This window comes from Pseudomonas sp. Z3-6 (assembly GCF_051131985.1).
Taxonomy (GTDB): domain Bacteria; phylum Pseudomonadota; class Gammaproteobacteria; order Pseudomonadales; family Pseudomonadaceae; genus Aquipseudomonas; species Aquipseudomonas zanjanensis.
Genome location: NZ_CP071644.1, coordinates 6,883,333 through 6,905,970 on the forward strand (window position 1 = coordinate 6,883,333; position 22,638 = coordinate 6,905,970).

20 protein-coding genes are annotated in these 22,638 nt (G+C 62.1%); 10 read left to right on the top strand and 10 right to left on the bottom strand.

Going from position 1 to position 22,638, the window contains the following annotated elements:
- Positions 1 to 198: 198 nt before the first annotated feature.
- Positions 199 to 1,197, bottom strand: a complete 999-nt coding sequence (locus J3P88_RS29720) for a phosphate ABC transporter substrate-binding protein PstS (protein ID WP_250963871.1) — start codon at positions 1,195 to 1,197, stop codon at positions 199 to 201.
- Positions 1,198 to 1,447: 250 nt separating this feature from the next.
- Positions 1,448 to 2,746, bottom strand: a complete 1,299-nt coding sequence (locus J3P88_RS29725; protein WP_186708242.1) for an MFS transporter — start codon at positions 2,744 to 2,746, stop codon at positions 1,448 to 1,450.
- A 375-nt stretch (positions 2,747 to 3,121) separates the two neighbouring features.
- Between J3P88_RS29725 and J3P88_RS29730 the strand changes: the two genes are divergently transcribed.
- Entirely contained in the window at positions 3,122 to 3,526 is a 405-nt protein-coding gene (locus J3P88_RS29730) for an acyl-CoA thioesterase (RefSeq protein WP_003177184.1), read from the top strand.
- Positions 3,527 to 3,583: 57 nt separating this feature from the next.
- Positions 3,584 to 4,483, top strand: a complete 900-nt coding sequence (locus J3P88_RS29735; RefSeq protein ID WP_434573241.1) for a D-hexose-6-phosphate mutarotase — start codon at positions 3,584 to 3,586, stop codon at positions 4,481 to 4,483.
- A 124-nt stretch (positions 4,484 to 4,607) separates the two neighbouring features.
- Here J3P88_RS29735 and J3P88_RS29740 read toward each other — a convergent pair whose 3' ends face one another.
- The 5 genes from J3P88_RS29740 to J3P88_RS29760 form a co-directional block, all read right to left on the bottom strand.
- Positions 4,608 to 5,144, bottom strand: coding sequence for a DUF3299 domain-containing protein (locus J3P88_RS29740; RefSeq protein ID WP_186708246.1), 537 nt, complete (start codon positions 5,142 to 5,144; stop codon positions 4,608 to 4,610).
- A gap of 89 nt (positions 5,145 to 5,233) precedes the next feature.
- A complete protein-coding gene (locus J3P88_RS29745; RefSeq protein WP_003187057.1) occupies positions 5,234 to 5,479 on the bottom strand; it encodes a GlsB/YeaQ/YmgE family stress response membrane protein in 246 nt (81 codons plus the stop codon).
- Positions 5,480 to 5,581: 102 nt separating this feature from the next.
- Positions 5,582 to 6,667: a 5-(carboxyamino)imidazole ribonucleotide synthase gene (locus J3P88_RS29750; RefSeq protein ID WP_434573244.1), complete on the bottom strand. Its 1,086-nt coding sequence runs from the start codon at positions 6,665 to 6,667 to the stop codon at positions 5,582 to 5,584.
- 12 nt (positions 6,668 to 6,679) lie between these two features.
- Positions 6,680 to 7,171, bottom strand: coding sequence for a 5-(carboxyamino)imidazole ribonucleotide mutase (gene purE, locus J3P88_RS29755; RefSeq protein WP_003196369.1), 492 nt, complete (start codon positions 7,169 to 7,171; stop codon positions 6,680 to 6,682).
- 334 nt (positions 7,172 to 7,505) lie between these two features.
- A complete protein-coding gene (locus J3P88_RS29760; RefSeq protein WP_434573246.1) occupies positions 7,506 to 8,423 on the bottom strand; it encodes a LysR substrate-binding domain-containing protein in 918 nt (305 codons plus the stop codon).
- 178 nt (positions 8,424 to 8,601) lie between these two features.
- On the opposite strand from J3P88_RS29760, the gene aspA reads away from it, so the two are divergent.
- The 4 genes from aspA to J3P88_RS29780 all read left to right on the top strand — a co-directional run bounded on the left by aspA (position 8,602) and on the right by J3P88_RS29780 (position 14,312).
- Positions 8,602 to 10,026, top strand: a complete 1,425-nt coding sequence (aspA, locus tag J3P88_RS29765) for an aspartate ammonia-lyase (protein WP_186708252.1) — start codon at positions 8,602 to 8,604, stop codon at positions 10,024 to 10,026.
- Positions 10,027 to 10,514: 488 nt separating this feature from the next.
- Entirely contained in the window at positions 10,515 to 11,966 is a 1,452-nt protein-coding gene (locus J3P88_RS29770) for an alanine/glycine:cation symporter family protein (RefSeq protein WP_186708254.1), read from the top strand.
- A gap of 131 nt (positions 11,967 to 12,097) precedes the next feature.
- Positions 12,098 to 13,102, top strand: coding sequence for an asparaginase (locus J3P88_RS29775; RefSeq protein ID WP_186708256.1), 1,005 nt, complete (start codon positions 12,098 to 12,100; stop codon positions 13,100 to 13,102).
- Positions 13,103 to 13,319: 217 nt separating this feature from the next.
- A complete protein-coding gene (locus J3P88_RS29780; protein WP_434573249.1) occupies positions 13,320 to 14,312 on the top strand; it encodes an AraC family transcriptional regulator in 993 nt (330 codons plus the stop codon).
- 324 nt (positions 14,313 to 14,636) lie between these two features.
- Here J3P88_RS29780 and J3P88_RS29785 read toward each other — a convergent pair whose 3' ends face one another.
- Both J3P88_RS29785 and J3P88_RS29790 read right to left on the bottom strand, forming a co-directional pair.
- Positions 14,637 to 15,287, bottom strand: a complete 651-nt coding sequence (locus J3P88_RS29785; protein WP_434573251.1) for an HAD family hydrolase — start codon at positions 15,285 to 15,287, stop codon at positions 14,637 to 14,639.
- 211 nt (positions 15,288 to 15,498) lie between these two features.
- On the bottom strand, positions 15,499 to 16,044 hold the full coding sequence (locus J3P88_RS29790; RefSeq protein WP_434573253.1) for a gamma carbonic anhydrase family protein: 546 nt from the start codon (positions 16,042 to 16,044) through the stop codon (positions 15,499 to 15,501).
- A 72-nt stretch (positions 16,045 to 16,116) separates the two neighbouring features.
- Between J3P88_RS29790 and prlC the strand changes: the two genes are divergently transcribed.
- From prlC to J3P88_RS29805, 3 genes are all read left to right on the top strand, one after another.
- On the top strand, positions 16,117 to 18,195 hold the full coding sequence (gene prlC, locus J3P88_RS29795) for an oligopeptidase A (protein WP_434573255.1): 2,079 nt from the start codon (positions 16,117 to 16,119) through the stop codon (positions 18,193 to 18,195).
- Positions 18,192 to 18,470, top strand: a complete 279-nt coding sequence (locus J3P88_RS29800; protein WP_018600854.1) for a YheV family putative zinc ribbon protein — start codon at positions 18,192 to 18,194, stop codon at positions 18,468 to 18,470. The genes prlC and J3P88_RS29800 overlap by 4 nt, the downstream gene beginning before the upstream one ends.
- A gap of 116 nt (positions 18,471 to 18,586) precedes the next feature.
- A complete protein-coding gene (locus J3P88_RS29805; protein ID WP_434573258.1) occupies positions 18,587 to 20,602 on the top strand; it encodes a M3 family metallopeptidase in 2,016 nt (671 codons plus the stop codon).
- On the opposite strand, the gene J3P88_RS29810 is transcribed toward J3P88_RS29805, so the two are convergent.
- Positions 20,578 to 21,258, bottom strand: a complete 681-nt coding sequence (locus tag J3P88_RS29810) for a phosphatase domain-containing protein (protein ID WP_434573260.1) — start codon at positions 21,256 to 21,258, stop codon at positions 20,578 to 20,580. The two genes, J3P88_RS29805 and J3P88_RS29810, sit on opposite strands and share 25 nt — an antisense overlap.
- A gap of 182 nt (positions 21,259 to 21,440) precedes the next feature.
- Between J3P88_RS29810 and J3P88_RS29815 the strand changes: the two genes are divergently transcribed.
- Positions 21,441 to 22,499, top strand: a complete 1,059-nt coding sequence (locus J3P88_RS29815; RefSeq protein WP_434573262.1) for a PA0069 family radical SAM protein — start codon at positions 21,441 to 21,443, stop codon at positions 22,497 to 22,499.
- The last annotated feature ends 139 nt before the right edge of the window (positions 22,500 to 22,638 follow it).

The following is a 22,638-nucleotide window of genomic DNA, read 5'->3' on the forward strand; positions in this document are numbered from 1 at the left end:
GGAGGGGAAGTCGTAGTCATTGTGGAGTTGGCCAGATCATTCATGCGCACACCCTAGCGATCCTGTATGACAGAAAGATGACAGTGAAGTGACGCAACAAATCCGCCGCCAGCTAGAAGCGGCAGCGGATGGGAAAATTGGGCGGTGGCAGTGGTGTCCACTCCCACCGCAGCCCGGGCGTTGGCCCAGGCTCAGGTGTTACTGCTTGGCGACGTTGCCGCCTTCTTGCAGACCCAGGTCAGCCAGTGCCTTGGCGGCGACTTTGGCAGGTACCGGGATGTAACCGTCCTTGACGACGACTTCCTGGCCTTGCTTGGACAGGATCAGCTTCACGAACTCGGCTTCCAGCGGGGCCAGAGGCTTGTTCGGCGCCTTGTTGACGTACACGTAGAGGAAACGCGACAGCGGATACTTGCCGTTCAGGGCGTTTTCTTCGGTGTCCTCGACGAACTCGCCGCCTTCTTTCTTGGCCAGGGCAACGGTTTTCACGCTGGCGGTCTTGTAGCCGATACCCGAGTAGCCGATGCCGTTAAGCGAGCTGCTGATCGACTGCACGACCGAAGCCGAACCTGGCTGTTCGTTGACGTTTGGCTTGTAGTCGCCTTTGCACAGGGCTTCTTCCTTGAAGTAGCCGTAGGTGCCGGATACTGAGTTACGACCGAACAGCTGGACCGGCTTGTTGGCCAGGTCGCCGGTCACGCCCAGGTCGCCCCAGGTCTTGACGTCAGCCTTGGCGCCGCACAGGCGAGTCGAGGAGAAGATCGCATCGACCTGAGCCATGGTCAGGTGCTTGATCGGGTTGTCCTTGTGCACGAATACGGCCAGGGCGTCCACGGCTACCGGGATAGCGGTTGGCTTGTAGCCGTATTTGGTTTCGAAGGCCTGCAGCTCGTTGTCCTTCATCTTGCGGCTCATCGGGCCCAGGTTGGCGGTGCCTTCGGTGAGTGCGGGTGGCGCGGTGGAGGAACCGGCGGCCTGAATCTGGATGTTTACGTTCGGGTATTCTTTCTTGTAGTTCTCGGCCCACAAGGTCATCAGGTTGGCCAGGGTATCGGAGCCGACGCTGGAGAGGTTGCCCGATACACCAGTGGTCTTGGTGTAGCTCGGGATCGCAGGGTCAACAGCGGCAACCGCGTTGGCAGTCGCAACGCCAGCAGCGACAAACGTCATTGCCGCCATCAAACGCTTCAGTTTCATGCCTTACTCCTAGCAGATAGGGTGTGTTAAGTCGGCAAAGTATCGGTAAGCCGTATGAACACTCTATGGCTGAAATATGACAATTGGATGAAAGGCCAGCATTGAGTTTTGCAGGATGATTCTTGTGGCGAGGGAGCTTGCTCCCGCTTGAGTGCGCAGCACTCACAAAAACGGGGTGTCGCTGCGCAATCCAGCGGGAGCAAGCTCCCTCGCCACAATGAACACACCCGCCTTAGGTGGGCAGCGCCGCCTAGCGCCCCTGCTTCCAGAGATACCCGCCCACCACAATCCCGATCCCACAGATGGCCGCCACATAATATGCCGGCCCCATCGAGCTCTCTTTCAGCAACAGGGTCACGATCATCGGCGTCAACCCGCCAAAAATCGCGTAGGCCAAGTTGTAGGAAAACGACAGGCCGCTGAAGCGCACCACGGCCGGGAAGGCGTTGACCATGACATAAGGCACCGCGCCGATGGTGCCTACCAGCAAGCCACTCAGGGCATACAGCGGGAACAGCCACTCGGGGTGGTCGAACAGGCAGTGATAGAACGTCCAGAAGGTGATCAACAGCAAACCACTGCCGAAGACAAACACCCGGCCGGCACCAAAACGGTCGGCCAGCACACCCGCACCAATGCAACCCAAGCTCAGGAACACGATCGCCAGACTGTTGGCCTGCAGCGCGACGGTCGGGCTGAAGTGGTACACCGTCTGCAGCACGGTCGGTGTCATCAGGATGACCACGATGACGCCAGCCGACAGCAGCCAGGTCAGCAGCATGGAAATGGCGATGGCGCCGCGATGATCACGCAGCACGGCCCGCAGCGGCACTTCCTCGGCCAGGGCCTTGCGCAGTTGCAGTTCGGCGAACACCGGGGTTTCGTGCAGCCAGCGGCGCAAGTACACCGAAAACAGCCCGAACACGCCACCCAGCAGGAACGGGATCCGCCAGGCGTAATCGGCCACTTCCACCGGTGTATAAATGCTGTTGATCGCCGTTGCCACCAGCGACCCCAACAGGATCCCCGCCGTCAGGCCGCAGGTCAGCGTGCCACAGGCATAGCCGATGTGGCGCGCCGGAACGTGTTCGGAAACGAAGACCCAGGCGCCCGGCACTTCCCCGCCGATGGCCGCGCCTTGGATCACCCGCATCAGCAACAACAGGATCGGTGCCCACATGCCGATCTGTGCATAAGTCGGCAACAGCCCCATGATCAGGGTCGGAACGGCCATCATGAAGATGCTCAGGGTGAACATTTTCTTGCGCCCCAGCAGGTCGCCGAAGTGGGCCATGATGATCCCGCCCAGCGGCCGGGCCAGGTAACCGGCGGCAAAAATACCGAACGTCTGCATCAGGCGCAGCCACTCGGGCATTTCGGCCGGGAAAAACAATTTGCCGACCACGGTGGCAAAGAACACGAAAATGATGAAATCGTAGAACTCCAGCGCACCGCCCAGGGCTGAAAGCGACAGGGTCTTGTAATCGTTGCGGGTCAATGGACGTGCCGGTTGTGCGGGCGTCGCCGTGCTCGAAGGCGCAGTGGTCATGGCAAGGGCTTCTCTTATAGTCGGTTCTGCAACCCTGGCAACTCGGGTTGGGGCCTGGGCAGGTTCGGCACGATAGCAAATTGTTCGAAAAAGCACATAGAGGCGCGTATTTGACAGTCGAAATCAGAACCGAGTGGTCGTCTCGACGTCTATCGCCCGATATACTCGCAACCTTGCAATACTCTGTAAGGGGTTGCTGTGCGAAAACGTCGTTGGTGATGTAGTACAAGATCAGCCGGTTTCGCAGAGTTTCCCTTTGGCACGCCTTTACGAAAAACGTGACGAACGCAGTATGTTCGGGCTGAATCGTTTTTTACGAAGACGGCTATTCACCTGAAGTACCAGACAGCGTTACGGGTCAGAGGCACCCCCGGCATGATAGAGCTCGAACAAGAAGATCCCATCCCGCAAGGCGACCTGGCCCTGCAAATCACCGCGCTCCCACGGGAGACCAACGGCTTCGGCGATATTTTCGGCGGCTGGCTGGTGTCCCAGATGGACTTGGCCGGCACCGCCATGGCCAGCAAAGTGGCCGGCGGACGCGTGGCCACCGTGGCGATCGATCGCATGGCGTTCCTGGTGCCGGTGGCGGTGGGCGCGCAGTTGTCCTTCTATACCCAGGCGCTGGAAATCGGCCGCAGCTCGATCCAGATGATGGTCGAGGTCTGGAGCGACGACCCGCTGTCCAGTGAATGGCGCAAGGTGACCGAGGCGGTATTCGTCTTCGTCGCCATCGACGGCAGCGGTCGTACCCGCTCGGTTCCGCCGCGCGCCCGTTAAACACGGCGACCGTTTTGCGGTCCATTGCAGTCCCTGTCACCGAACGAGATTTGCAAAATGCCTACGCCCAACGTCGACGCGGTCAAACTGGATGAACTGAACGCCTGGCGCATCCGCCACGGTCAGGCCGAGTTGCTGGTGGCCCAGCAAGGCGCGCACATCCTCAGTTATCAAGTGGACGGCCAGCCGCCACTGATCTGGCTCAACGACCAGGCCACATTCAAGGCCGGCAAGAGCATCCGCGCGGGCGTGCCGGTGTGCTGGCCGTGGTTCGGCAACCTGACGCGCAACCCCGACAGCGTGCAGGCCATGCGCGTGAGCAATGACCCGGCCACCGCCCATGGCCTGGTGCGGGCGATGGATTGGGAACTGAAGGGCATCGAGGCCGAAGGCGAAAGCCTGAAAATCGAATTCATGCTGCCTTATCCCGAAAACGGCCTTGCGGGCTGGCCTCATCAGGTCGACCTGACGCTGGCCATCGTGATGGACGCGCAACTGCACATCCGCCTCACCAGCCATAACCGTGGCAGCGAAACCGTCAGCCTCAGCCAGGCGCTGCACAGCTACTTCGCCGTGAGCGACGTGCGCAACGTGCAGGTCGAAGGCGTCGATGGCTTGAACTACATCGAGACCCTCGACGACTGGAACACCCACACCCAGGCCGGCGACCTGCATTTCACCGGCGAGACCGACCGTATCTACCTCGACACCCCGCCGACGCTGAGCATCGTTGATCCGCAGTGGCAACGACGGATCGAGCTGACCAGCAGCGGTTCGCGCTCGGCGGTGATCTGGAACCCCTGGATCGAACGCGCCAAGGCCTTCAGCGACATGGCCGACGATGGCTGGCAGCGCATGCTGTGCATCGAGACGGCGAATGTGATGGAGGATGTGGTGACGTTGTTGCCGGACGCCAGCCATACCCTGGGTGTGAACATCCGCAGCAAACCGCTCTAAATCCCACTGCAAAAAACCTGTGGGAGCGGGCTTGCTCGCGAAGGCGGTGTGTCAGCCAACATACATATCGACTGACACACCGCCTTCGCGAGCAAGCCCGCTCCCACAAGGGTCCGCGCCAAGCTTATAGATCCGCCTCCTGCACCACCCTCACCTTCTCCGCCTCCAACGCATACGCCGCGCTCGCCAGATCGTTGTCGACCTTTTCGATCTTCAGCGTGCCCGTCACCCAGAGCGGCGTGTAGATGTCATCCAGCTTCAGGCCCTTGGGGTAACGCACCAGCACCAGTTGGTTAGGCGGCGGTGGCGGGACGTGGATGCAGGCGCCAGGGTAGGGCACCAGGAAGAACAGCGTGCTGTGGCCCTTGGCGTCGGTTTCCAGCGGCACCGGGTAACCGCCGATGCGGATGTGCTTGTCGTTCATCGCCGCCACGGTCTTGGTCGAATACATCACCGCCGGCAAGCCCTTGCTTTGCTTCAGGCCACCTTTTTCGGTGAAGGTGCCGTTGGCTTCCGGGGAGTTGTGGTCGATGTCGGGCATGGCCTCGAGGGCTTTCTGGTCCGACTTGGGCATCAGTTCGAGCCAGTCGGTTTCCGGCAGCTCGGCGGCATGGGCCAGGCCGCTGCCCAGCAGAAGAAGGGTCAATACTAGACGGCGCATGAAAGGGCTCGGCAATGAATGAAAAGTGAAACGCCGAGCATTCTAGCCCCCTCAGCTCGCGACGCAGAGGGGGCCTTGATGCATTTGGGTCAGTTTCTTTTGATCAGGCCGTAGATCACCAGCAGCACGATCGCGCCCACCAGGGCCCCGATAAAACCCGCGCCTTGGCCGGCCTGGTAGATGCCCAGGGCCTGGCCGCCGTAAGTGGCTGCCAACGAACCGCCGATACCGAGCAGGATGGTCATGATCCAGCCCATGCTGTCATCGCCCGGTTTCAGGAAGCGTGCCAGCAGGCCAACGATCAAGCCGATAAAAATGGTTCCGATGATTCCCATGGCATTCCCCTCTCATTGAGTCGCTAAGCCAAAGCCCGATCAGGTTTTGGCACTTAGCCATGAGAGAGGTTAGCCGACGAATGGTTCCAACGGTATGACAGATTATTGCTCGGCGATCAGCGTCTCGACCTTGATGATCTGCTGGGCCAGCGTGGCCCGATCAGCGCAGCGCAGGTTGGCGTGGCCGACCTTGCGCCCGACCTTGAACGCCTTGCCATAGTGATGCAGATGGCAGTCGGCGATCGACAGGACTTTCTCGGTGTCCGGCACCTTGCCGATAAAGTTGAGCATCGCGCTTTCGCCGATCTTGGCGGTCGACCCCAGCGGCAGCCCAGCCACCGCCCGCAGGTGGTTTTCGAACTGGCTGCACTCGGCGCCTTCGGTGGTCCAGTGCCCGGAGTTGTGGACCCGCGGTGCGATTTCGTTGGCCTTGAGGCCGCCGTCCACTTCAAAGAACTCGAACGCCATCACGCCGACATAGTCGAGCTGCTTGAGCACCCGGCTGGAATAGTCTTCGGCCAAGGCCTGCAACGGGTGATCGGTGCTGGCGACGGACAGCTTGAGGATGCCTTCCTTGTGGGTGTTGTGCACCAGCGGGTAGAAGCGGATTTCACCGTCGCGGGCACGCACGGCGATCAACGAGACTTCCCCAGTGAACGGCACGAAGCCTTCCAACAGGCAGGCCACGCTGCCGAGCTCGGCGAACGTACCGGCCACGTCTTCAGGCTTGCGCAGGACTTTCTGGCCCTTGCCGTCATAACCCAGGGTGCGGGTCTTGAGCACGGCGGGCAGGCCGATGGCCGCGACGGCGGCGTCCAGGTCGGCCTGGGACTGAATGTCGGCGAAGGCCGGCGTCGGGATGCCCAGGTCCTTGAACATGTTCTTTTCGAACCAGCGGTCACGGGCGATCCGCAAGGCTTCGGCGCTCGGGTAGACCGGCACGAACTGGGACAGGAAGGCCACGGTTTCGGCCGGGACGCTTTCGAACTCGAAGGTCACCAGGTCGACTTCATCGGCCAACTGGCGCAGGTGATCCTGGTCGCCGTAGTCGGCCCGCAGGTGTTCACCCAGCGCCGCGGCACAGGCGTCCGGCGCCGGGTCCAGGAAAGCGAAGTTCATCCCCAGCGGCGTACCTGCCAGGGCCAACATGCGACCCAACTGGCCGCCACCGATTACACCGATCTTCATTCGTCAACAACCTCAGGCAATGCGTGGGTCTGGATTGTCCAGGACGCTGTCTGTCTGCTCAGCGCGGAATTTTTTCAGCACGGTATGAAATTGTGGATGCTTGGCGCCCAGGATGCTCGCCGACAGCAGGGCCGCATTGATCGCGCCGGCCTTGCCGATGGCCAGGGTCGCAACCGGAATACCGGCGGGCATCTGCACGATCGACAACAACGAATCAACGCCCGAGAGCATCGACGATTGGACCGGCACGCCCAGCACCGGCAAGTGGGTCTTGGCCGCGCACATGCCCGGCAGGTGGGCCGCGCCACCGGCACCGGCGATGATCACCTCGATGCCACGCGCTTCGGCCTCTTCGGCGTACTGGAACAGCAGGTCCGGGGTACGGTGGGCAGAGACCACTTTCACCTCGTAAGGGATGCCGAGCTTTTCCAGCATATCGGCGGTGTGGCTAAGGGTGGACCAATCGGACTTGGAGCCCATGATCACGCCAACCAGTGCACTCATCGTCGTGCCTCTTCTCTCTGGGCGCCCGCAGGCGCGTCAAAAAACAACAAGCCACGCAGGAAACCGGCGTGGCTTGTTGTACGAATGATGGCCGGGCGAACCGACCGAAGGCCGGGCAGTATACCGAAAATGGTGCGTTAAACGCACTTTCGCCGACCATCTGTCATTTGCGCTGAAGCGGCGGTTTTATTGACTCGCAGGTCAGCGTCGAAACACCACAAATCCCCTGTGGGAGCGGGCTTGCTCGCGAATGCGGTGTGTCAGTCGCCACCTTCTGAGCTGACACACCGCATTCGCGAGCAAGCCCGCTCCCACAAAGGGGACTGCGTTGGTTTCAGGATCCGACAGCACCCTGCGCCACACCGCCTTCAAGCTTGCGCCATAGCAACCGCACATTGGCCTTGCGCACCAGGGCGCAGCGGTACAGACGGATCTCCAGCGGGACATGCCATTGCGCCCCGCCACAAATCACCAATTCGCCCCGGGCCAGTTCGTTGCGCACACTCAAATGCGGCACCCAGGCGATGCCCAGGCCTTCCAGGGCCATGCTTTTCAGGCTGTCGGCCATGGCCGTTTCGTAGATCGTGGTGAAACGCAGCGCCCGCTGGCGCAGCAACTGGTTGACCGAACGCCCGAGGAACGCCCCGGCGCTGTAGGCCAGCAACGGCACGCTGGCCTCGCCTTCAAGGTCGAACAGCGGGTTGCCGTTGGCATCGGCGGCGCACACCGGGAGCATTTCGGTCTGGCCCAAGTGCAGCGATGGGAAGATTTCCGGGTCCATCTGCATGGCCGAATCCGGGTCGTAGAAGGCCAGCATCAAATCGCAGCCGCCCTCGCGCAAGGCGTGGACCGCATCGCCGACGTTGGTCGCCACCAGGCGCGTGGCGATGTTCATCCCTTCGTTGCGCAGTTGCGCGATCCAGCGCGGGAAGAAGCCCAGCGCCAGGGAGTGGGCGGCGGCCACCTGGATGACTTCGCCCTGCCCGCCTTCCAAGTGATGCAAATGGCGCAGCACTTCGCCCAGTTGCTCCACCACCGTACGCGCCGTCACCAGGAACAACTGCCCCGCCGCCGTCAGCTCGACGGGCGTACGTGAACGGTTGACCAGGGTCAGCCCCAGCGCCGCCTCAAGGCTGCGGATTCGTCGGCTGAACGCCGGCTGCGTCACGAAACGCCGCTCGGCCGCCTGGGAAAAACTGCGAGTAGCGGCCAGGGCACTGAAGTCCTCAAGCCATTTGCTTTCAAGATTCATCACGCCTCCCTACACGCACCAAAACAGGTCACACGTTCGCCGCATCGTCGGCGTCACACCGGCATTATGCCGAATATGCATAGGCCAGTGTTTAACAGCATTGGCCCTATTTTTCCCCAGAGCCTAGGATCCACAGCGTTCCGGCACAGACCGGGTCCATATCGAGATGATTTCCGTCATGTCCTCCGCTGCATCATTCCGCACAGAAAAAGACCTGCTTGGCGTACTCGAAGTACCGGCGCAAGCGTATTACGGCATCCAGACCCTACGAGCGGTAAACAACTTCCGTCTCTCCGGCGTCCCGATCTCGCATTACCCGAAGCTGGTGGTCGGCCTGGCAATGGTCAAACAGGCCGCCGCTGACGCCAACCGCGAACTTGGCCAGCTCAGCGAAGCCAAGCACGCAGCCATCAGTGAAGCCTGTGCACGTTTGATCCGCGGCGATTTCCACGAAGAATTCGTGGTGGACATGATCCAGGGCGGCGCCGGCACGTCGACCAACATGAATGCCAACGAAGTCATCGCCAACATCGCGCTGGAGGCCATGGGCCACCAGAAAGGCGAGTACCAATACCTGCACCCCAACAACGACGTGAACATGGCGCAGTCCACCAACGACGCCTACCCGACCGCGATCCGCCTGGGTCTGCTGCTGGGTCACGACGCGTTGCTGGCCAGCCTCGACAGCCTGATCCAGGCGTTCGCGGCCAAGGGTGAAGAATTCAGCCACGTCCTGAAAATGGGCCGCACCCAGCTGCAGGACGCCGTGCCGATGACCCTCGGCCAGGAATTCCGCGCCTTCGCCACCACCCTGAGCGAAGACCTGGCACGCCTGAAAACCCTGGCGCCTGAACTGCTCACCGAAGTGAACCTGGGCGGCACCGCCATCGGCACCGGTATCAACGCCGATCCGCGCTACCAGGCCTTGGCCGTACAGCGCCTGGCAACCATCAGCGGCCAGCCGCTGGTCCCGGCCGCCGACCTGATCGAAGCCACCTCCGACATGGGCGCCTTCGTGCTGTTCTCCGGCATGCTCAAGCGCACCGCGGTCAAGCTGTCGAAGATCTGCAACGACCTGCGCCTGCTGTCCAGCGGCCCACGCACCGGCATCAACGAAATCAACCTGCCGGCCCGCCAGCCAGGCAGCTCGATCATGCCCGGCAAGGTCAACCCGGTGATCCCGGAAGCGGTCAACCAGGTGGCGTTCCAGATCATCGGCAACGACCTGGCCCTGACCATCGCGGCTGAAGGCGGCCAACTGCAACTGAACGTGATGGAACCGCTGATCGCCTTCAAGATCTTCGACTCGATCCGCCTGCTGCAACGGGCCATGGACATGCTGCGCGAGCACTGCATCGTCGGCATCACCGCCAACGAAGCGCGCTGCCGTGAGCTGGTCGAGCACTCGATCGGCCTGGTCACCGCCCTGAACCCGTACATCGGCTATGAAAACGCCACCCGTATCGCCCGCATCGCCCTGGAAAGTGGCCGCGGCGTACTGGAACTGGTGCGCGAAGAAGGCTTGCTCGACGACGCCATGCTCGACGACATCCTGCGCCCGGAAAACATGATTGCTCCGCGTCTGGTCCCGCTCAAAGCGTGATCGACACGGCCACCGCTCACCAGGTCGAGGGACTAGACACCTCTCACCTTTTGAGGGCTTGGGGATCTTCCCCAAGCCCTTTTTTTAATTGATAGCCGCCAAGGATGACTGAATCTGTGGGAAGGAACCTGCTCGCGATAAACAACGACGCGCTGCCCGTTGTAAACCGCGTCGCCAGCCAACGCGAGCAGGCTCGTCCCCACAAGAACCTGACCGGAAGGCCAGGTGTTTCAAAGGGTCCGCTTCGTCGGACGCACCACAACTGTGCAGACGGGCACCGCACTGATAGGTATAGTGCCGCCCCTCTTCGCATGAGCGGTCGTCCGCAACGAGACCTTTAAACATGCGAAAACCGAACTAATAACAAACCCGCGAAAATGGACCGGGACGAAACTCCGCCTCACCTGTCAGGCCGCGCGCCGACCGATGTAACGCGATGTTTCCAAATGGCCAGCATTTGCTTAAACAAAAAACAGCGAGGAATACTCATGCTCGAAGTCATCAACGACTTCCTATCAGGGAAAGTGCTGATCGTGCTCATTGTCGGGCTCGGTGGCTACTTCACGATCCGCTCGCGTTTCGTCCAGTTCCGTCACTTCTTCCACATGTTCACGGTGTTCCGTGACAGCCTGAAAAGCAGCACTGACCAGCTCAGTTCCTTCCAGGCCCTGATGCTCAGCCTGGCCGGCCGTGTCGGCGCGGGCAACATCGCCGGTGTCGGCATCGCCGTGACCCTCGGTGGTCCTGGTGCGGTGTTCTGGATGTGGGTGACCGCGCTGGTCGGCATGTCCAGCAGCTTCTTCGAATGCTCCCTCGGCCAGCTCTACAAGCGCTGCGACTCCGAAGGCCAGTACCGTGGCGGCCCGTCCTATTACATCCAGCACGGCCTGCAGAAACGCTGGCTGGGCATGATCATGGCATTCCTGTTGTTGGTGACCTTCGGCTTCGCCTTCAACGGCCTGCAAGCCCACGCGGTCACCCACTCTCTGAACAACGCCTTCGGCTTTGACACCACCTACACCGGCCTGGGCCTGGCGGTGCTGCTGGGCCTGGTGTTCATCGGTGGGATCAAGCGTATCGCCAAGGTTGCCGACCTGCTGGTTCCGGTCAAGACCCTGGCGTACATCGGCGTGACCCTCTACGTAATCGTGCTGCAGTTCGAACATGTACCGGACATGCTGGCGACCATCGTCAGAAGCGCCTTCGGTCTGGACCAGGCCTTCGGCGGCCTGATCGGCAGCGCCATCGTCATGGGCGTCAAGCGTGGCGTGTTCGCCAACGAAGCCGGCCTGGGCAGTGCGCCTAACGTTGCCGCCGTCGCGTCGGTCGAGCACCCGGTCGCCCAGGGCGTGGTCCAGGCGTTCAGCGTATTCCTGGACACCTTCGTGATCTGCACCTGCACCGCGCTGCTGATCCTGCTGTCGGGCTTCTACACCCCAGGTTTCGAAGGCGACGGCATTGCCCTGACCCAGAACTCCCTGGCGGCGGTCGTGGGTGACTGGGGCCGGATATTCATCTCTGTGGCCCTGTCGTTGTTCGTGTTCACCTCGATCCTCTACAACTACTACCTGGGCGAGAACAACCTGCGCTTCATGATCGGTGACAATCGCAAGGTCCTGATGGGCTACCGTGCGCTGGTCCTGGTCCTGATTTTCTGGGGTGCCATCGAAAACCTCGGCACCGTGTTCGCGTTCGCCGACATCACCATGACCCTGCTGGCGTTCGTGAACCTGATCGCGCTGTTCCTGCTGTTCAAGGTCGGCATGCGCATCCTGCGTGACTACGATGACCAGCGTGCGGCCGGCATCAAGGTCCCTGTGTTCGACTCCAGCAAGTTCCCGGACCTGGACCTGGACCGCAACGCATGGCCAGCCACCCCGTCGGCACCGGTTGCCAAACCTGACGCCGCGACTGCCGGCGTGGCCGCAGCGCAACGCTGAGCCGCAGGCTGATGTAAAAAACCGGGCGCATCCCCTGCGCCCGGCGTGACACAGCGTAAGGTCGGCGTCATGCTCGGCCTTATGTTGTGGCGGCTGACCCAAGCCGCCGTTTTCGTCCTCGGAGAACAACCATGAATTCCTTGACCTACCCTGCCGCCCAGCACGTCATGGTGCTCTACACCGGCGGCACCATCGGCATGCAAGCCAGCGCCCACGGCCTGGCCCCGGCATCCGGTTTCGAAGCGCGGATGCGCGACTACCTGCACAGCCAGCCCGAACTCGTCATACCGCAATGGCGCTTCCGGGAGATGTCGCCGCTGATCGACAGCGCCAACATGACCCCGGCCTATTGGCAGCAACTGCGCGAAGCGGTGGTCGACGCCGTGGATGTGCAGGGCTGCGACAGCGTGTTGATCCTGCATGGCACCGACACCCTGGCCTATAGCGCGGCGGCGATGAGCTTCCAACTGCTGGGCCTGCATGCGCGGGTCTGCTTCACCGGCTCGATGCTGCCCGCCGGCGTGACCGACAGCGACGCCTGGGAAAACCTCGGCGGTGCCCTGGTTGCCCTCGGCCAGGGCCTGGCGCCGGGCGTGCACCTGTACTTCCACGGTGAGCTGCTGGCGCCGACCCGTTGCGCGAAAGTACGCAGCTTCGGTCGCCACCCATTCAAGCGCCTGGAACGCCAGGGCGGCGGCACCCCGGCGCCGGCCCTGCCGGCGCAGTTGAATTACAACCAGCCCAAGCAATTGGCGAACATCGCGGCGCTGCCGCTGTTTCCCGGCATCAGCGCCCAGGTGCTCGATGGTCTATTGGGCAGCGGTATCCAGGGCCTGGTGCTGGAGTGCTACGGCAGCGGCACCGGGCCGAGCGACAATCCGGCCTTCCTCGCCAGCCTCGAGCGGGCGCGGGACAGCGGTGTGGTGGTGGTGGCGGTGACCCAATGTCATGAAGGTGGCGTTGAGCTGGACGTGTACGAAGCCGGCAGTCGCTTGCGCGGTGTCGGCGTGCTGTCCGGTGGCGGCATGACCCGCGAGGCCGCGTTCGGCAAATTGCAGGCGTTGATTGGCGCCGGGCTGCCGGTGGAAGAGGTTCGGCGGCTGGTAGAGCTGGACCTGTGTGGCGAGCTGAGCTGATCCGAACCTGCATCAACTTGTGGTGAGGGGCTTTTGTGGCGAGGGAGCTTGCTCCCGCTCGGTCGCGCAGCGGCCGCAAGCTTTCGGGGGCCGCTTCGCCCGAAGCGTCGGACCAGCCCAGCGGGAGCAAGCTCCCTCGCCACAAAAGCGACGTCATGCCAAAGTACCCGGCATATAACTTGCTCCGTCTCCAGCCTACCCCAGGCTGGAAACGGACATGCTGCATTCCCACCTCACTACCCTCAACGCCGTCTCGCTGGTACTGAGCACCTTAAAAAACGAAGGGCTGTCCAGCGATGCCTTGTTGGCCGGCAGCGGCATCAGCGCCGCGGACCTGAGCCGGGCCGATACGCGCATCACCACCAACCAGGAGATGCAGGTCTGCGCCAACGCCGTGGCCCTAAAGCGCGACATCGGCCTGGAGCTGGGCCTGCGCATGCACGTTTCGTCCTACGGCATGCTCGGCTATGCCCTGCTCACCAGTGCCACCTTAGGTGACGCCTTGCGCCTGGCGCTGCGCTATCCGGCGCTATTGGGAACACTCTTCGCGCTGAACCTGGACGACGACGGCGAGCACATCTGGTTCAGCGCCAGCGACTATCGGGAGAACCCGGCCCTGGCGGTGTTCAATGCCGAGTTCTGCATGGTTTCGCTGAAGGTAATCTGCAATGACCTCCTCGGCCATGTCTTGCCCTTGCACGCTGCGCGCTTCGAACATCCGGCGCCCGATTACCAGGCGCGCTACACCGAACTTTTCGATTGCCCGGTGCGCTTCGACAGCGTCGATAACGCGTTTGCCTTCGACCGCCACTGGCTCGAACAACCCTTGCCCCTGGCCGACCCCATCACCCATCACGCCATGGCCGAACGCTGCCGCCGGCAGAACACCGAATTCACCGGACGCCAGGCCTGGCTAGGAAGGATCCGCCAGTTGCTCGACGCCCAACTGAACGCAGCCCCCGGCCTGGAAGGCTTGGCCGAGCAAATGAACTGCTCGGCGCGCACCTTGCGGCGGCACCTCAAGGACCTGGGCTGCAGCTATCAGGAACTGCTGGACGAACTGCGCTTCGAACGAGCCAAGCAGATGCTCTGCGAGGACCAATTGCCGATCCATCGGATCGCCGAACGACTGGGCTTCAGCGAAACCGCCAGCTTCCGCCATGCCTTCGTGCGCTGGAGCGGCGTGGCGCCGAGCCAGTTCAGGGCCTGAACTGTCGCGTTCATCTATACCCCCTGTGCGGGCGGGGATCTGGCTAACCCCTGTGGCGAGGGAGCTTGCTCCCGCTGGGCTGCGCAGCAGCCCCAAAAAAGACAACTCATTTCCACAGACAAACCGCATCAGCGAGCTTACGACGGCTGCGCCGCCGAGCGGGAGCAAGCTCCCTCGCCACGATAGTGTTGTCTTGAGGCCGGGGATGTCTGTGCCGCCGCTATCGCGAGCAAGCTCGCTCCCACAGGGGTTTGGCGGTGGGCACCCGTATTGTGGACGTCTCGGAAAAATGTGGGAGCGAGCTTGCTCGCGATGGCCATCTAGTCAACGCCGCAGAAACGCCTGATGCAACGCATCCACCGTCTGGAAGTGATACGCCGGGCCCTCGGTGTTGAGTTCTTCGTGGCTGCCAAACCCATACCCCACCGCCGCGGCATCCAGGCCATTGCTGCGGGCGCCGATCAGGTCGTGCTTGCGATCGCCGATCATCAGGGTGCTGGCCGGGTCGAGGCCTTCTTCGGCCAGCAGGTGGGCGATCAGCTCGACTTTGTCGGTGCGGGTGCCATCCAGTTCGCTGCCGTAGATCACCTTGAAGTGCCGGGCGAAGTCAAAGTGACGGGCGATTTCCCGGGCGAAGACCCAAGGCTTCGAGGTGGCGATGTACAACTGGCGTCCTTGGCCGCCCAAGGTTTCCAGCAGCGGCATCACACCGTCAAAGACACGGTTCTCATAAAGGCCGGTGACCTTGAAGCGCTCACGATAGAAATTCACCGCCTCCCAGGCCTTCGCTTCGTCGAAGTCATAGAACTGCATGAACGCCTGCAACAACGGCGGGCCGATGAAGTGTTCGAGGCGGGTCAGGTCGGGTTCGTCGATGCCCAGCTTGGCCAAGGCGAACTGGATCGAACGGGTGATGCCCTCACGGGGGTCGGTGAGGGTGCCGTCGAGGTCGAAGAGTACGGTCTGGTAGTGCATGGCTGTTCCTGCGTGGTCATGCAGTTCACTCAACAGGCTTGAATGAAACTGTGGCGAGGGGATTTATCCCCGCTGGGCTGCGCAGCAGCCCCCAAAAAATTGAATGTAACAAACCTGACACGCTGTGCTGGCAGGGTTTGGGGCTGCTGCGCAGCCCAGCGGGGATAAATCCCCTCGCCACAATGGTTCATTCGACATCTTGGGGGGCGATTCAAGGCTGGTCGTAGCCTTCGGCCAGATGCAGGTCCTTGAGCTTCACGTAGTTCGCCGCGCTGTAGGTGAAGAACGCGCGCTCCTTGTCCGTCAGCGGCCGCACCTGCTTCACCGGGCTGCCCACGTACAAAAAGCCGCTGTCCAGGCGCTTGCCCGGCGGTACGAGGCTGCCGGCGCCGATGATCACATCGTCTTCGACCACCGCGCCGTCCATGACGATGCTGCCCATGCCGATCAGGATCCGGCTGCCCACCGCGCAGCCATGGAGCATGACCTTGTGGGCGATGGTCACGTCGTCGCCGATCAGCAACGGGAAGCCATCCGGATTGAAGGGGCCGGCGTGGGTGATGTGCAGCACGCAACCATCCTGGACGCTGGTGCGCGCACCGATACGGATGCGGTGCATGTCGCCACGAATGACCGTCAGCGGCCAGACGGAGCTGTCTTCGCCGATCTCGACGTCGCCGATCACCACCGCGGTGCTGTCGACAAACGCCCCACGGGCAAGCTTCGGGCTGTGGTTCTGGTACGTGCGAAGGGTCACGATAGGCTCTCTCTTATCCGGTGATAGGCGCTGCTAGCTGCGGTGAGCGTCGATTGTAATTAAGATGGGCCGATGTTTCTTCCAGCCAAGGTGTCGACCGTGAGCGTGAACAACCCTCTTTTGCAGCCCTATGACCTACCGCCATTCTCGGCGATCCGTGCCGAGCACGTGCAACCGGCCATCGAGCAGATCCTGGCGGACAACCGTGCGGCCATCGCCGAAATCCTCAAGACCCAAGTCCAACAGCCTACCTGGGCCGGCCTGGTGTTGGCGATGGACGAGCTCAACGATCGCCTCGGCGCGGCCTGGAGCCCGGTCAGCCATTTGAACGCCGTGCGCAACAGCCCGGAACTGCGCGAGGCCTACGAGGCCTGCCTGCCGGCGCTGAGTGCCTATTCCACCGAGCTGGGCCAGAACCGTGAACTGTTCCAGGCCTTCGAAGCCCTGGCGAACAGCCCGGAGGCGGCCGGTTTCGACGTGGCGCAGAAAACCACCCTGGAACATTCCCTGCGGGATTTCCGCCTGTCGGGCATCGACCTGCCGCCCGAGCAACAGAAGCGCTACGCCGAAGTGCAGAGCAAACTGTCCGAGCTGGGCAGCCGCTTCTCCAATCAACTGCTGGACGCAACCCAGGCCTGGACCAAGCACGTCACTGACGAAGCCGCCCTCGCCGGCCTGACCGACTCGGCCAAGGCGCAAATGGCCGCCGCTGCCCAGGCCAAGGAACTGGACGGCTGGCTGATCAACCTGGAATTCCCTAGTTACTACGCGGTGATGACCTACGCCGAAGACCGCGCCCTGCGCGAAGAAGTCTACGCCGCCTACTGCACCCGCGCCTCGGACCAAGGCCCGAATGCCGGCCAGAACGACAACGGCCCGGTGATGGAACAGATCCTCGACCTGCGCCAGGAACTGGCCCATTTGCTCGGTTTCGCTAACTTCGCCGAGTTGAGCCTGGCAACCAAGATGGCCGAATCCAGCGATCAGGTCCTCAGTTTCCTGCGTGACCTGGCCAAGCGCAGCAAGCCGTTCGCCGCCCTCGACCTGGAACAGCTCAAAGCCTATGCCGCCGAGCAGGGCTGCCCCGACCTGCAAAGCTGGGACAGCGGTTTCTACGGCGAAAAACTGCGCCAGCAGCGCTACAGCGTGGCCCAGGAAGCCCTGCGCGCCTACTTCCCGATCGACAAGGTACTGAGCGGCCTGTTCGCCATCGTGCAGCGCCTCTATGGCATCGAGATCGCCGAACTGAAAGGCTTCGACAGCTGGCACCCGGACGTGCGCCTGTTCGAAATCAAGGAGAACGGCCAGCACGTCGGCCGCTTCTTCTTCGACCTCTACGCCCGCGCCAACAAGCGTGGCGGTGCCTGGATGGACGGTGCCCGTGACCGTCGTCGCACCTTCGACGGCGTCCTGCAAAGCCCGGTCGCCAACCTGGTGTGCAACTTCACCCCGGCCGACAGCGGCAAGCCCGCGCTGCTGACCCACGATGAAGTCACCACGCTGTTCCACGAGTTCGGCCATGGCCTGCACCACCTGCTGACCCGCGTCGAACACGCCGGTGTGTCCGGCATCAACGGCGTGGCCTGGGATGCCGTGGAGCTGCCGAGCCAGTTCATGGAAAACTGGTGCTGGGAGCCCGAAGGCCTGGCGCTGATTTCCGGTCACTACGAAACCGGTGAACCGCTGCCCCAGGACCTGTTGGAAAAAATGCTCGCGGCGAAAAACTTCCAGTCCGGCCTGATGATGGTCCGTCAGTTGGAGTTCTCGCTGTTCGACTTCGAACTGCACGCCACCCACGGCGATGGCCGCAGCGTTCTGCAAGTGCTCGAAGGCGTGCGTGACGAGGTCTCCGTCATGCGTCCGCCGGCCTACAACCGCTTCCCCAACAGCTTTGCGCACATTTTCGCCGGCGGCTACGCGGCGGGTTACTACAGCTACAAATGGGCGGAAGTGCTCTCGGCCGATGCCTTCTCCAAATTCGAAGAAGACGGCGTGCTCAACGCCGACACCGGGCGCGCCTTCCGCGAGGCAATCCTGGCCCGTGGCGGTTCCCAGGAACCAATGGTGCTGTTCGTCGACTTCCGTGGCCGTGAGCCGTCGATTGACGCACTCTTGCGCCATAGCGGCCTGACCGAGGACGCGGCAGCATGAGTGAGGGGCCTGTGATTACCAAGCGACGCTTTATCGCCGGGGCGGTCTGCCCGGCCTGCAGCGAGCCGGACAAGTTGATGATGTGGAACGAAGACGGCGTGCCGCACCGCGAATGCGTGGCCTGCGGTTATTCCGACACGCTCAACGAGCAAGGCCTGTCGGTGCCCAAGGAATTGGGTACCCGGGTCAACACCTCGGCGCTCAAGGCGCCGGACGCAAAAGTCCAGGCGGTGCAGTTTTTCCCCAACCCGAAGTTGAAGAAAAAAACCGACTGACATCTTCGGCATCACCTTCCGGGCCGCCCGGCCCGGAAGCGATAACTATGTACCGCAGCGCCAATCGCCTTCCTTCCCAGACTGCCGTGACACGTCCAGACTGACAGGAAGTCTCCATGCGCCACGCTGATAACCCACTACTGCAGGCCTATGACCTGCCGCCGTTTTCCGACATTAAAGCCGAACACTTTTCCCCGGCCCTCGACCAGATCATCATCGAAAGCCGCGCCAAAATAGCCGAGATCATCCGGACTCAAGCACCTTTTCCCACCTGGGACGACCTGGTGTTGGCCATGGATGAAATCCATGCGCGACTCAGGGGGTTCGGTTATGTGCTGGAGCGCCTGGCATCCACCGTAACCGCAGACGCCTGGAAGCAGGCTTCGCTCGATTGCACCCCACGCTTGCAGCAGTTCAAGCGGTCGCTAAAACAGAACCCCGAGCTCTTCCAACTCTATCAACGCTTGGCGGACAGCGAGATCGCCAAGCATTTCTCCACAGTGAGAAAGCGGACCCTGGAAAAGATCCTCAGGCAATTTCGCCGCAACGGGCTGGGGTCCGATTCGCAACCGGCCTTGGAGGATTTGCAACTGCGCATCCAAGGCGCCCGGAGCCTGTTCCAGGAACATTTGCATGAGGCCAACAAAGCCTGGAGCCGAACATTTGATGATCAAGCCCGATTGGGTGGCCTGCCGCTTGCCTTCAGGCAGCGCATGGCCGAGCAGGCCCGTGAACAGGGGCGCACGGGATGGTTGTTGACCCTCGATGAAGAATCGTTTCGTATCGTCATGCGTTACGCGGACGATGCCGTGCTGCGCAAGCAGGTGTATGTCGCCTACAGCACGCGCGCGTCCGATCAAGGGCCACATGCCGGCGTGTACGACAACGGCGATGTGCTGTGGCAGTTGCTCAGGGATCGTCATGAGTTGGCCACCCTGCTGGGCTATTCGAGTTACGCTCAGTTGGCGCTCGAACCGGAACAAGCCCAGTCGCCGGAAGAGGTCCAGACTTTCCTGCAAGGCCTGCTGGAACAGCAGCAAAGCGTGTTTATCCGCGACAGCGCGCAGTTGGAGGCATTTGCCCAAGCCCAGGGTTTCAGCGGGTTGCAGCCATGGAACTATCAATACCTGGCACAAAAGCTTCGCCAGCAAATGACCGGCGTCTCGGAACAGACCGTCAGCGCCTGGTTCGAGTTGGAATCGACCTTTTCACGGATGCTGCTGGTCGCCCGGGACCTGTTCGGCGTGGACATCATCGAACGTCGGGACGTGGCGACCTGGCACCTGCAGGTGCGTCTTCTTGAAGTTTTCGAACGGGGCGAGCTTCTGGGCTATCTCTATTTCGATCCGTTCGAGGACCCGAATCAGGAAAGCTTTCCCAATACCTCCACCCTGCGAAACCGCCGCATCACCGCCGAAGGCCGACCTCGCTATCCGATCGCCACGCTGCACGGCTGGCTGCCGCGGGGTTCACGTGCCAGCCCGGTGCTGCTTGATCATCTGCAACTACGAATGCTTTTTCACGAATTGGGCCACTGTTTGCACCATGTGCTGAGCCGGGTCGAATATCGCGCTGTTTCGGGTATTTCCGAGCTGTCCCGGGATTCGGCGGAATTCGCTGGCGTACTGCTCGAACAATGGTGCTTCACCAAGCAATGCCTGGTGCGCCTGTCCAGGCATCACCAAACCGGGGCGCCCCTGCCCGATGCCATTGCCGATCAGCTGCTGGCTTATCTCGACACCCAGACCAGTTGGGATACAGCCGCGTTCTTGCGCGATGCGTTGTTCGACATGGAGCTGCACCGCAGCCATGGCGACGGACGAACGGCCCAGCAGGTCTTCGATCAAATCAACGCACAGGTCGGACATCTGCCCGTGTTCGCGAACGAACGTTGGCCCAATGGCCTGGACTACATCGTCACGGGCTACGCCGCCGGCATCTACGCCTATGCCTGGTCGAAACAACTGGCCGACACGGTGTTCAAGCGATTCAAGCGCAACGGGCTGTTCGATAGGCAAACGTGCAAGGCATTACGCGAGACGATATTCGAACGGGGCGATTCACGGCCGCTGTCCGAATCCATCACCGCGTTCTTGCAGGCGACCGATCAGCGTGAAGGCACCAGCGCCTGAGGGTCGAGGTGACGTGTCGTCGTGGTCGAGTTGACCCAGCTTTCCAGGGAGCAAAGGGCAAAGACGCTGGTGCTGCAATCGCCGTTCGCCAACGCCACGCGGAGTTTGTCGACATCGGCCTGCATCATGTAGCGCACGCCGTCCTTGAAATGATGGCTGTCGCCGAAGCCACCTTCGGTCATTTCATTCAACGCGTCCTCTTTGCTCCAGCCCTGCACCACCACCCGGTACATGGCGGCCACCAGCCCGGTGCGGTCCGAGCCGTGCTTGCAGTGCATCAGCACCGGCCCCTTGGCTTCGGCCGCCTGGACGGCGCGCAAGGCCCTGAGGATGTCACTGTCATCGACGTGATTGGTGCGGTAGGGCAACTGCACCTGCTCGATGCCGGGGGTGGACAGCCAGCGCTTGTCCGACTGCGGCAGGAAGGTGATGACCGTGCCGATCCGCAGCTTCGTCAGCAAAGGCACGGCGCCGCCGTCTGGCAGGGAGCTGCGATAGAGGGTCGGTGACATCTGGTAGAGGTTGTAGTCCTTTTCCACCGGCTGCGCCCATTCAGCGGGCCTCGCCTCAGGGAAATCGGCCGCTTGGACGGGCGCTTCGGCCAGCCCGGCAAGCAAGGCCAGGCACAACAACGAACGGGAACAGAGCTTGAGCATGCACGCACGACCGAGAGCGAAGGAATACAGGAGGCCCAGTGTCGGCTCGCTGCGGTTAAAAGCCCGTGAGGTGAACGTCAAAGCCTTGTGAACGCCGATCCGGTAGTTGGACTGCCGAATGGCACTGGCCCTAATCGAACGAAGCGAATACTGTATGCACATACAGCCTTCAGAGTATTCCCATGCCTGTCTCCCTTCCACCTCGCGGCCGCGGCACCGCGACCAACCCGCACAACCGCTTCGCCCCGAATCGCTCGGTGGTCGAGGATGACGGCTGGTACCAGGAAGTCCCGCCGACCCAGGGCACCGAAGTGCGCATCGAAACGGCGAAAACCATCATTACCCGCAACACCTCGTCCGATATCCCATTCGACCGCTCGATCAACCCGTACCGAGGCTGTGAACACGGCTGCATCTACTGCTATGCGCGGCCCAGCCATGCCTATTGGGACCTGTCGCCGGGGCTGGATTTCGAAACGAAGCTGATCGCCAAGACCAATGCCGCCGACGTGCTGGAGGAGCAATTGTCCCGGCGCGGCTATCAATGCGCGCCGATCGCACTGGGCTCCAACACCGACCCCTATCAGCCGATCGAACGGGAACAACGGATAACCCGGCGGATCCTCGAGGTGCTGCTGCGTTATCGGCATCCGGTGACCATCGTCACCAAGGGCTCGCTGATCCTGCGCGACCTGGACCTGCTGACCGAACTGGCACAGCAACGCCTGGTGCACGTGATGATCAGCCTCACCACCCTGGACGATGAGCTCAAGCGCATTCTCGAACCCCGGGCGGCGGCGCCCAAGGCGCGGCTGCGGGCGATCAAGGTCATGCGTGAGGCAGGCATCAACGTGGGCGTGCTCTGCGCACCGATGATCCCGATGATCAACGACAGCGAGATCGAGAGCCTGCTGGCCGAAGCCCACGCCGCCGGCGCGCAGAATGCCGCCTACGTGATGCTGCGCCTGCCGCTGGAAGTCGCGCCACTGTTCGAGGAGTGGCTCCAGGCACACTACCCGCAACGCGCCGCCCATGTACTGAGCCTGGTGCGCCAGAGCCGCGGTGGCGAGCTGTATGACAGCCGCTTCGGTGCGCGAATGCGCGGCGAAGGCCCGTTCGCCGACCTGCTGGCCCAGCGCTTCGCCAAGGCACTCAAGCGCCTGGGACTGGAGCGACGCGACGGATACAATCTCGATTGCGCTGCCTTCTGTCCGCCGGGCCGACAGATGTCGTTGATTTGATTAAAGTTGACCCTGGAAAGGCCACTGGACATGAGCTGCGCCAGTGTTTCGCCACCCCTGGAATCATTGTCCTAGAGCCTTCGATTTCAGTTTGAGTTAAGTTTCGGCCGCTACCTTGTTCAGCGAGTGACTGACGGGT

Bases quoted from the DNA above. Each gene is read 5' to 3' on its own strand.
- J3P88_RS29720 (WP_250963871.1), bottom strand. From the start codon at position 1,197: ATGAAACTGAAGCGTTTGATGGCGGCAATGACGTTTGTCGCTGCTGGC.
- J3P88_RS29725 (WP_186708242.1), bottom strand. From the start codon at position 2,746: ATGACCACTGCGCCTTCGAGCACGGCGACGCCCGCACAACCGGCACGT.
- J3P88_RS29730 (WP_003177184.1), top strand. From the start codon at position 3,122: ATGATAGAGCTCGAACAAGAAGATCCCATCCCGCAAGGCGACCTGGCC.
- J3P88_RS29735 (WP_434573241.1), top strand. From the start codon at position 3,584: ATGCCTACGCCCAACGTCGACGCGGTCAAACTGGATGAACTGAACGCC.
- J3P88_RS29740 (WP_186708246.1), bottom strand. From the start codon at position 5,144: ATGCGCCGTCTAGTATTGACCCTTCTTCTGCTGGGCAGCGGCCTGGCC.
- J3P88_RS29745 (WP_003187057.1), bottom strand. From the start codon at position 5,479: ATGGGAATCATCGGAACCATTTTTATCGGCTTGATCGTTGGCCTGCTG.
- J3P88_RS29750 (WP_434573244.1), bottom strand. From the start codon at position 6,667: ATGAAGATCGGTGTAATCGGTGGCGGCCAGTTGGGTCGCATGTTGGCC.
- purE (WP_003196369.1), bottom strand. From the start codon at position 7,171: ATGAGTGCACTGGTTGGCGTGATCATGGGCTCCAAGTCCGATTGGTCC.
- J3P88_RS29760 (WP_434573246.1), bottom strand. From the start codon at position 8,423: ATGAATCTTGAAAGCAAATGGCTTGAGGACTTCAGTGCCCTGGCCGCT.
- aspA (WP_186708252.1), top strand. From the start codon at position 8,602: ATGTCCTCCGCTGCATCATTCCGCACAGAAAAAGACCTGCTTGGCGTA.
- J3P88_RS29770 (WP_186708254.1), top strand. From the start codon at position 10,515: ATGCTCGAAGTCATCAACGACTTCCTATCAGGGAAAGTGCTGATCGTG.
- J3P88_RS29775 (WP_186708256.1), top strand. From the start codon at position 12,098: ATGAATTCCTTGACCTACCCTGCCGCCCAGCACGTCATGGTGCTCTAC.
- J3P88_RS29780 (WP_434573249.1), top strand. From the start codon at position 13,320: ATGCTGCATTCCCACCTCACTACCCTCAACGCCGTCTCGCTGGTACTG.
- J3P88_RS29785 (WP_434573251.1), bottom strand. From the start codon at position 15,287: ATGCACTACCAGACCGTACTCTTCGACCTCGACGGCACCCTCACCGAC.
- prlC (WP_434573255.1), top strand. From the start codon at position 16,117: ATGTTTCTTCCAGCCAAGGTGTCGACCGTGAGCGTGAACAACCCTCTT.
- J3P88_RS29800 (WP_018600854.1), top strand. From the start codon at position 18,192: ATGAGTGAGGGGCCTGTGATTACCAAGCGACGCTTTATCGCCGGGGCG.
- J3P88_RS29805 (WP_434573258.1), top strand. From the start codon at position 18,587: ATGCGCCACGCTGATAACCCACTACTGCAGGCCTATGACCTGCCGCCG.
- J3P88_RS29810 (WP_434573260.1), bottom strand. From the start codon at position 21,258: ATGCTCAAGCTCTGTTCCCGTTCGTTGTTGTGCCTGGCCTTGCTTGCC.
- J3P88_RS29815 (WP_434573262.1), top strand. From the start codon at position 21,441: ATGCCTGTCTCCCTTCCACCTCGCGGCCGCGGCACCGCGACCAACCCG.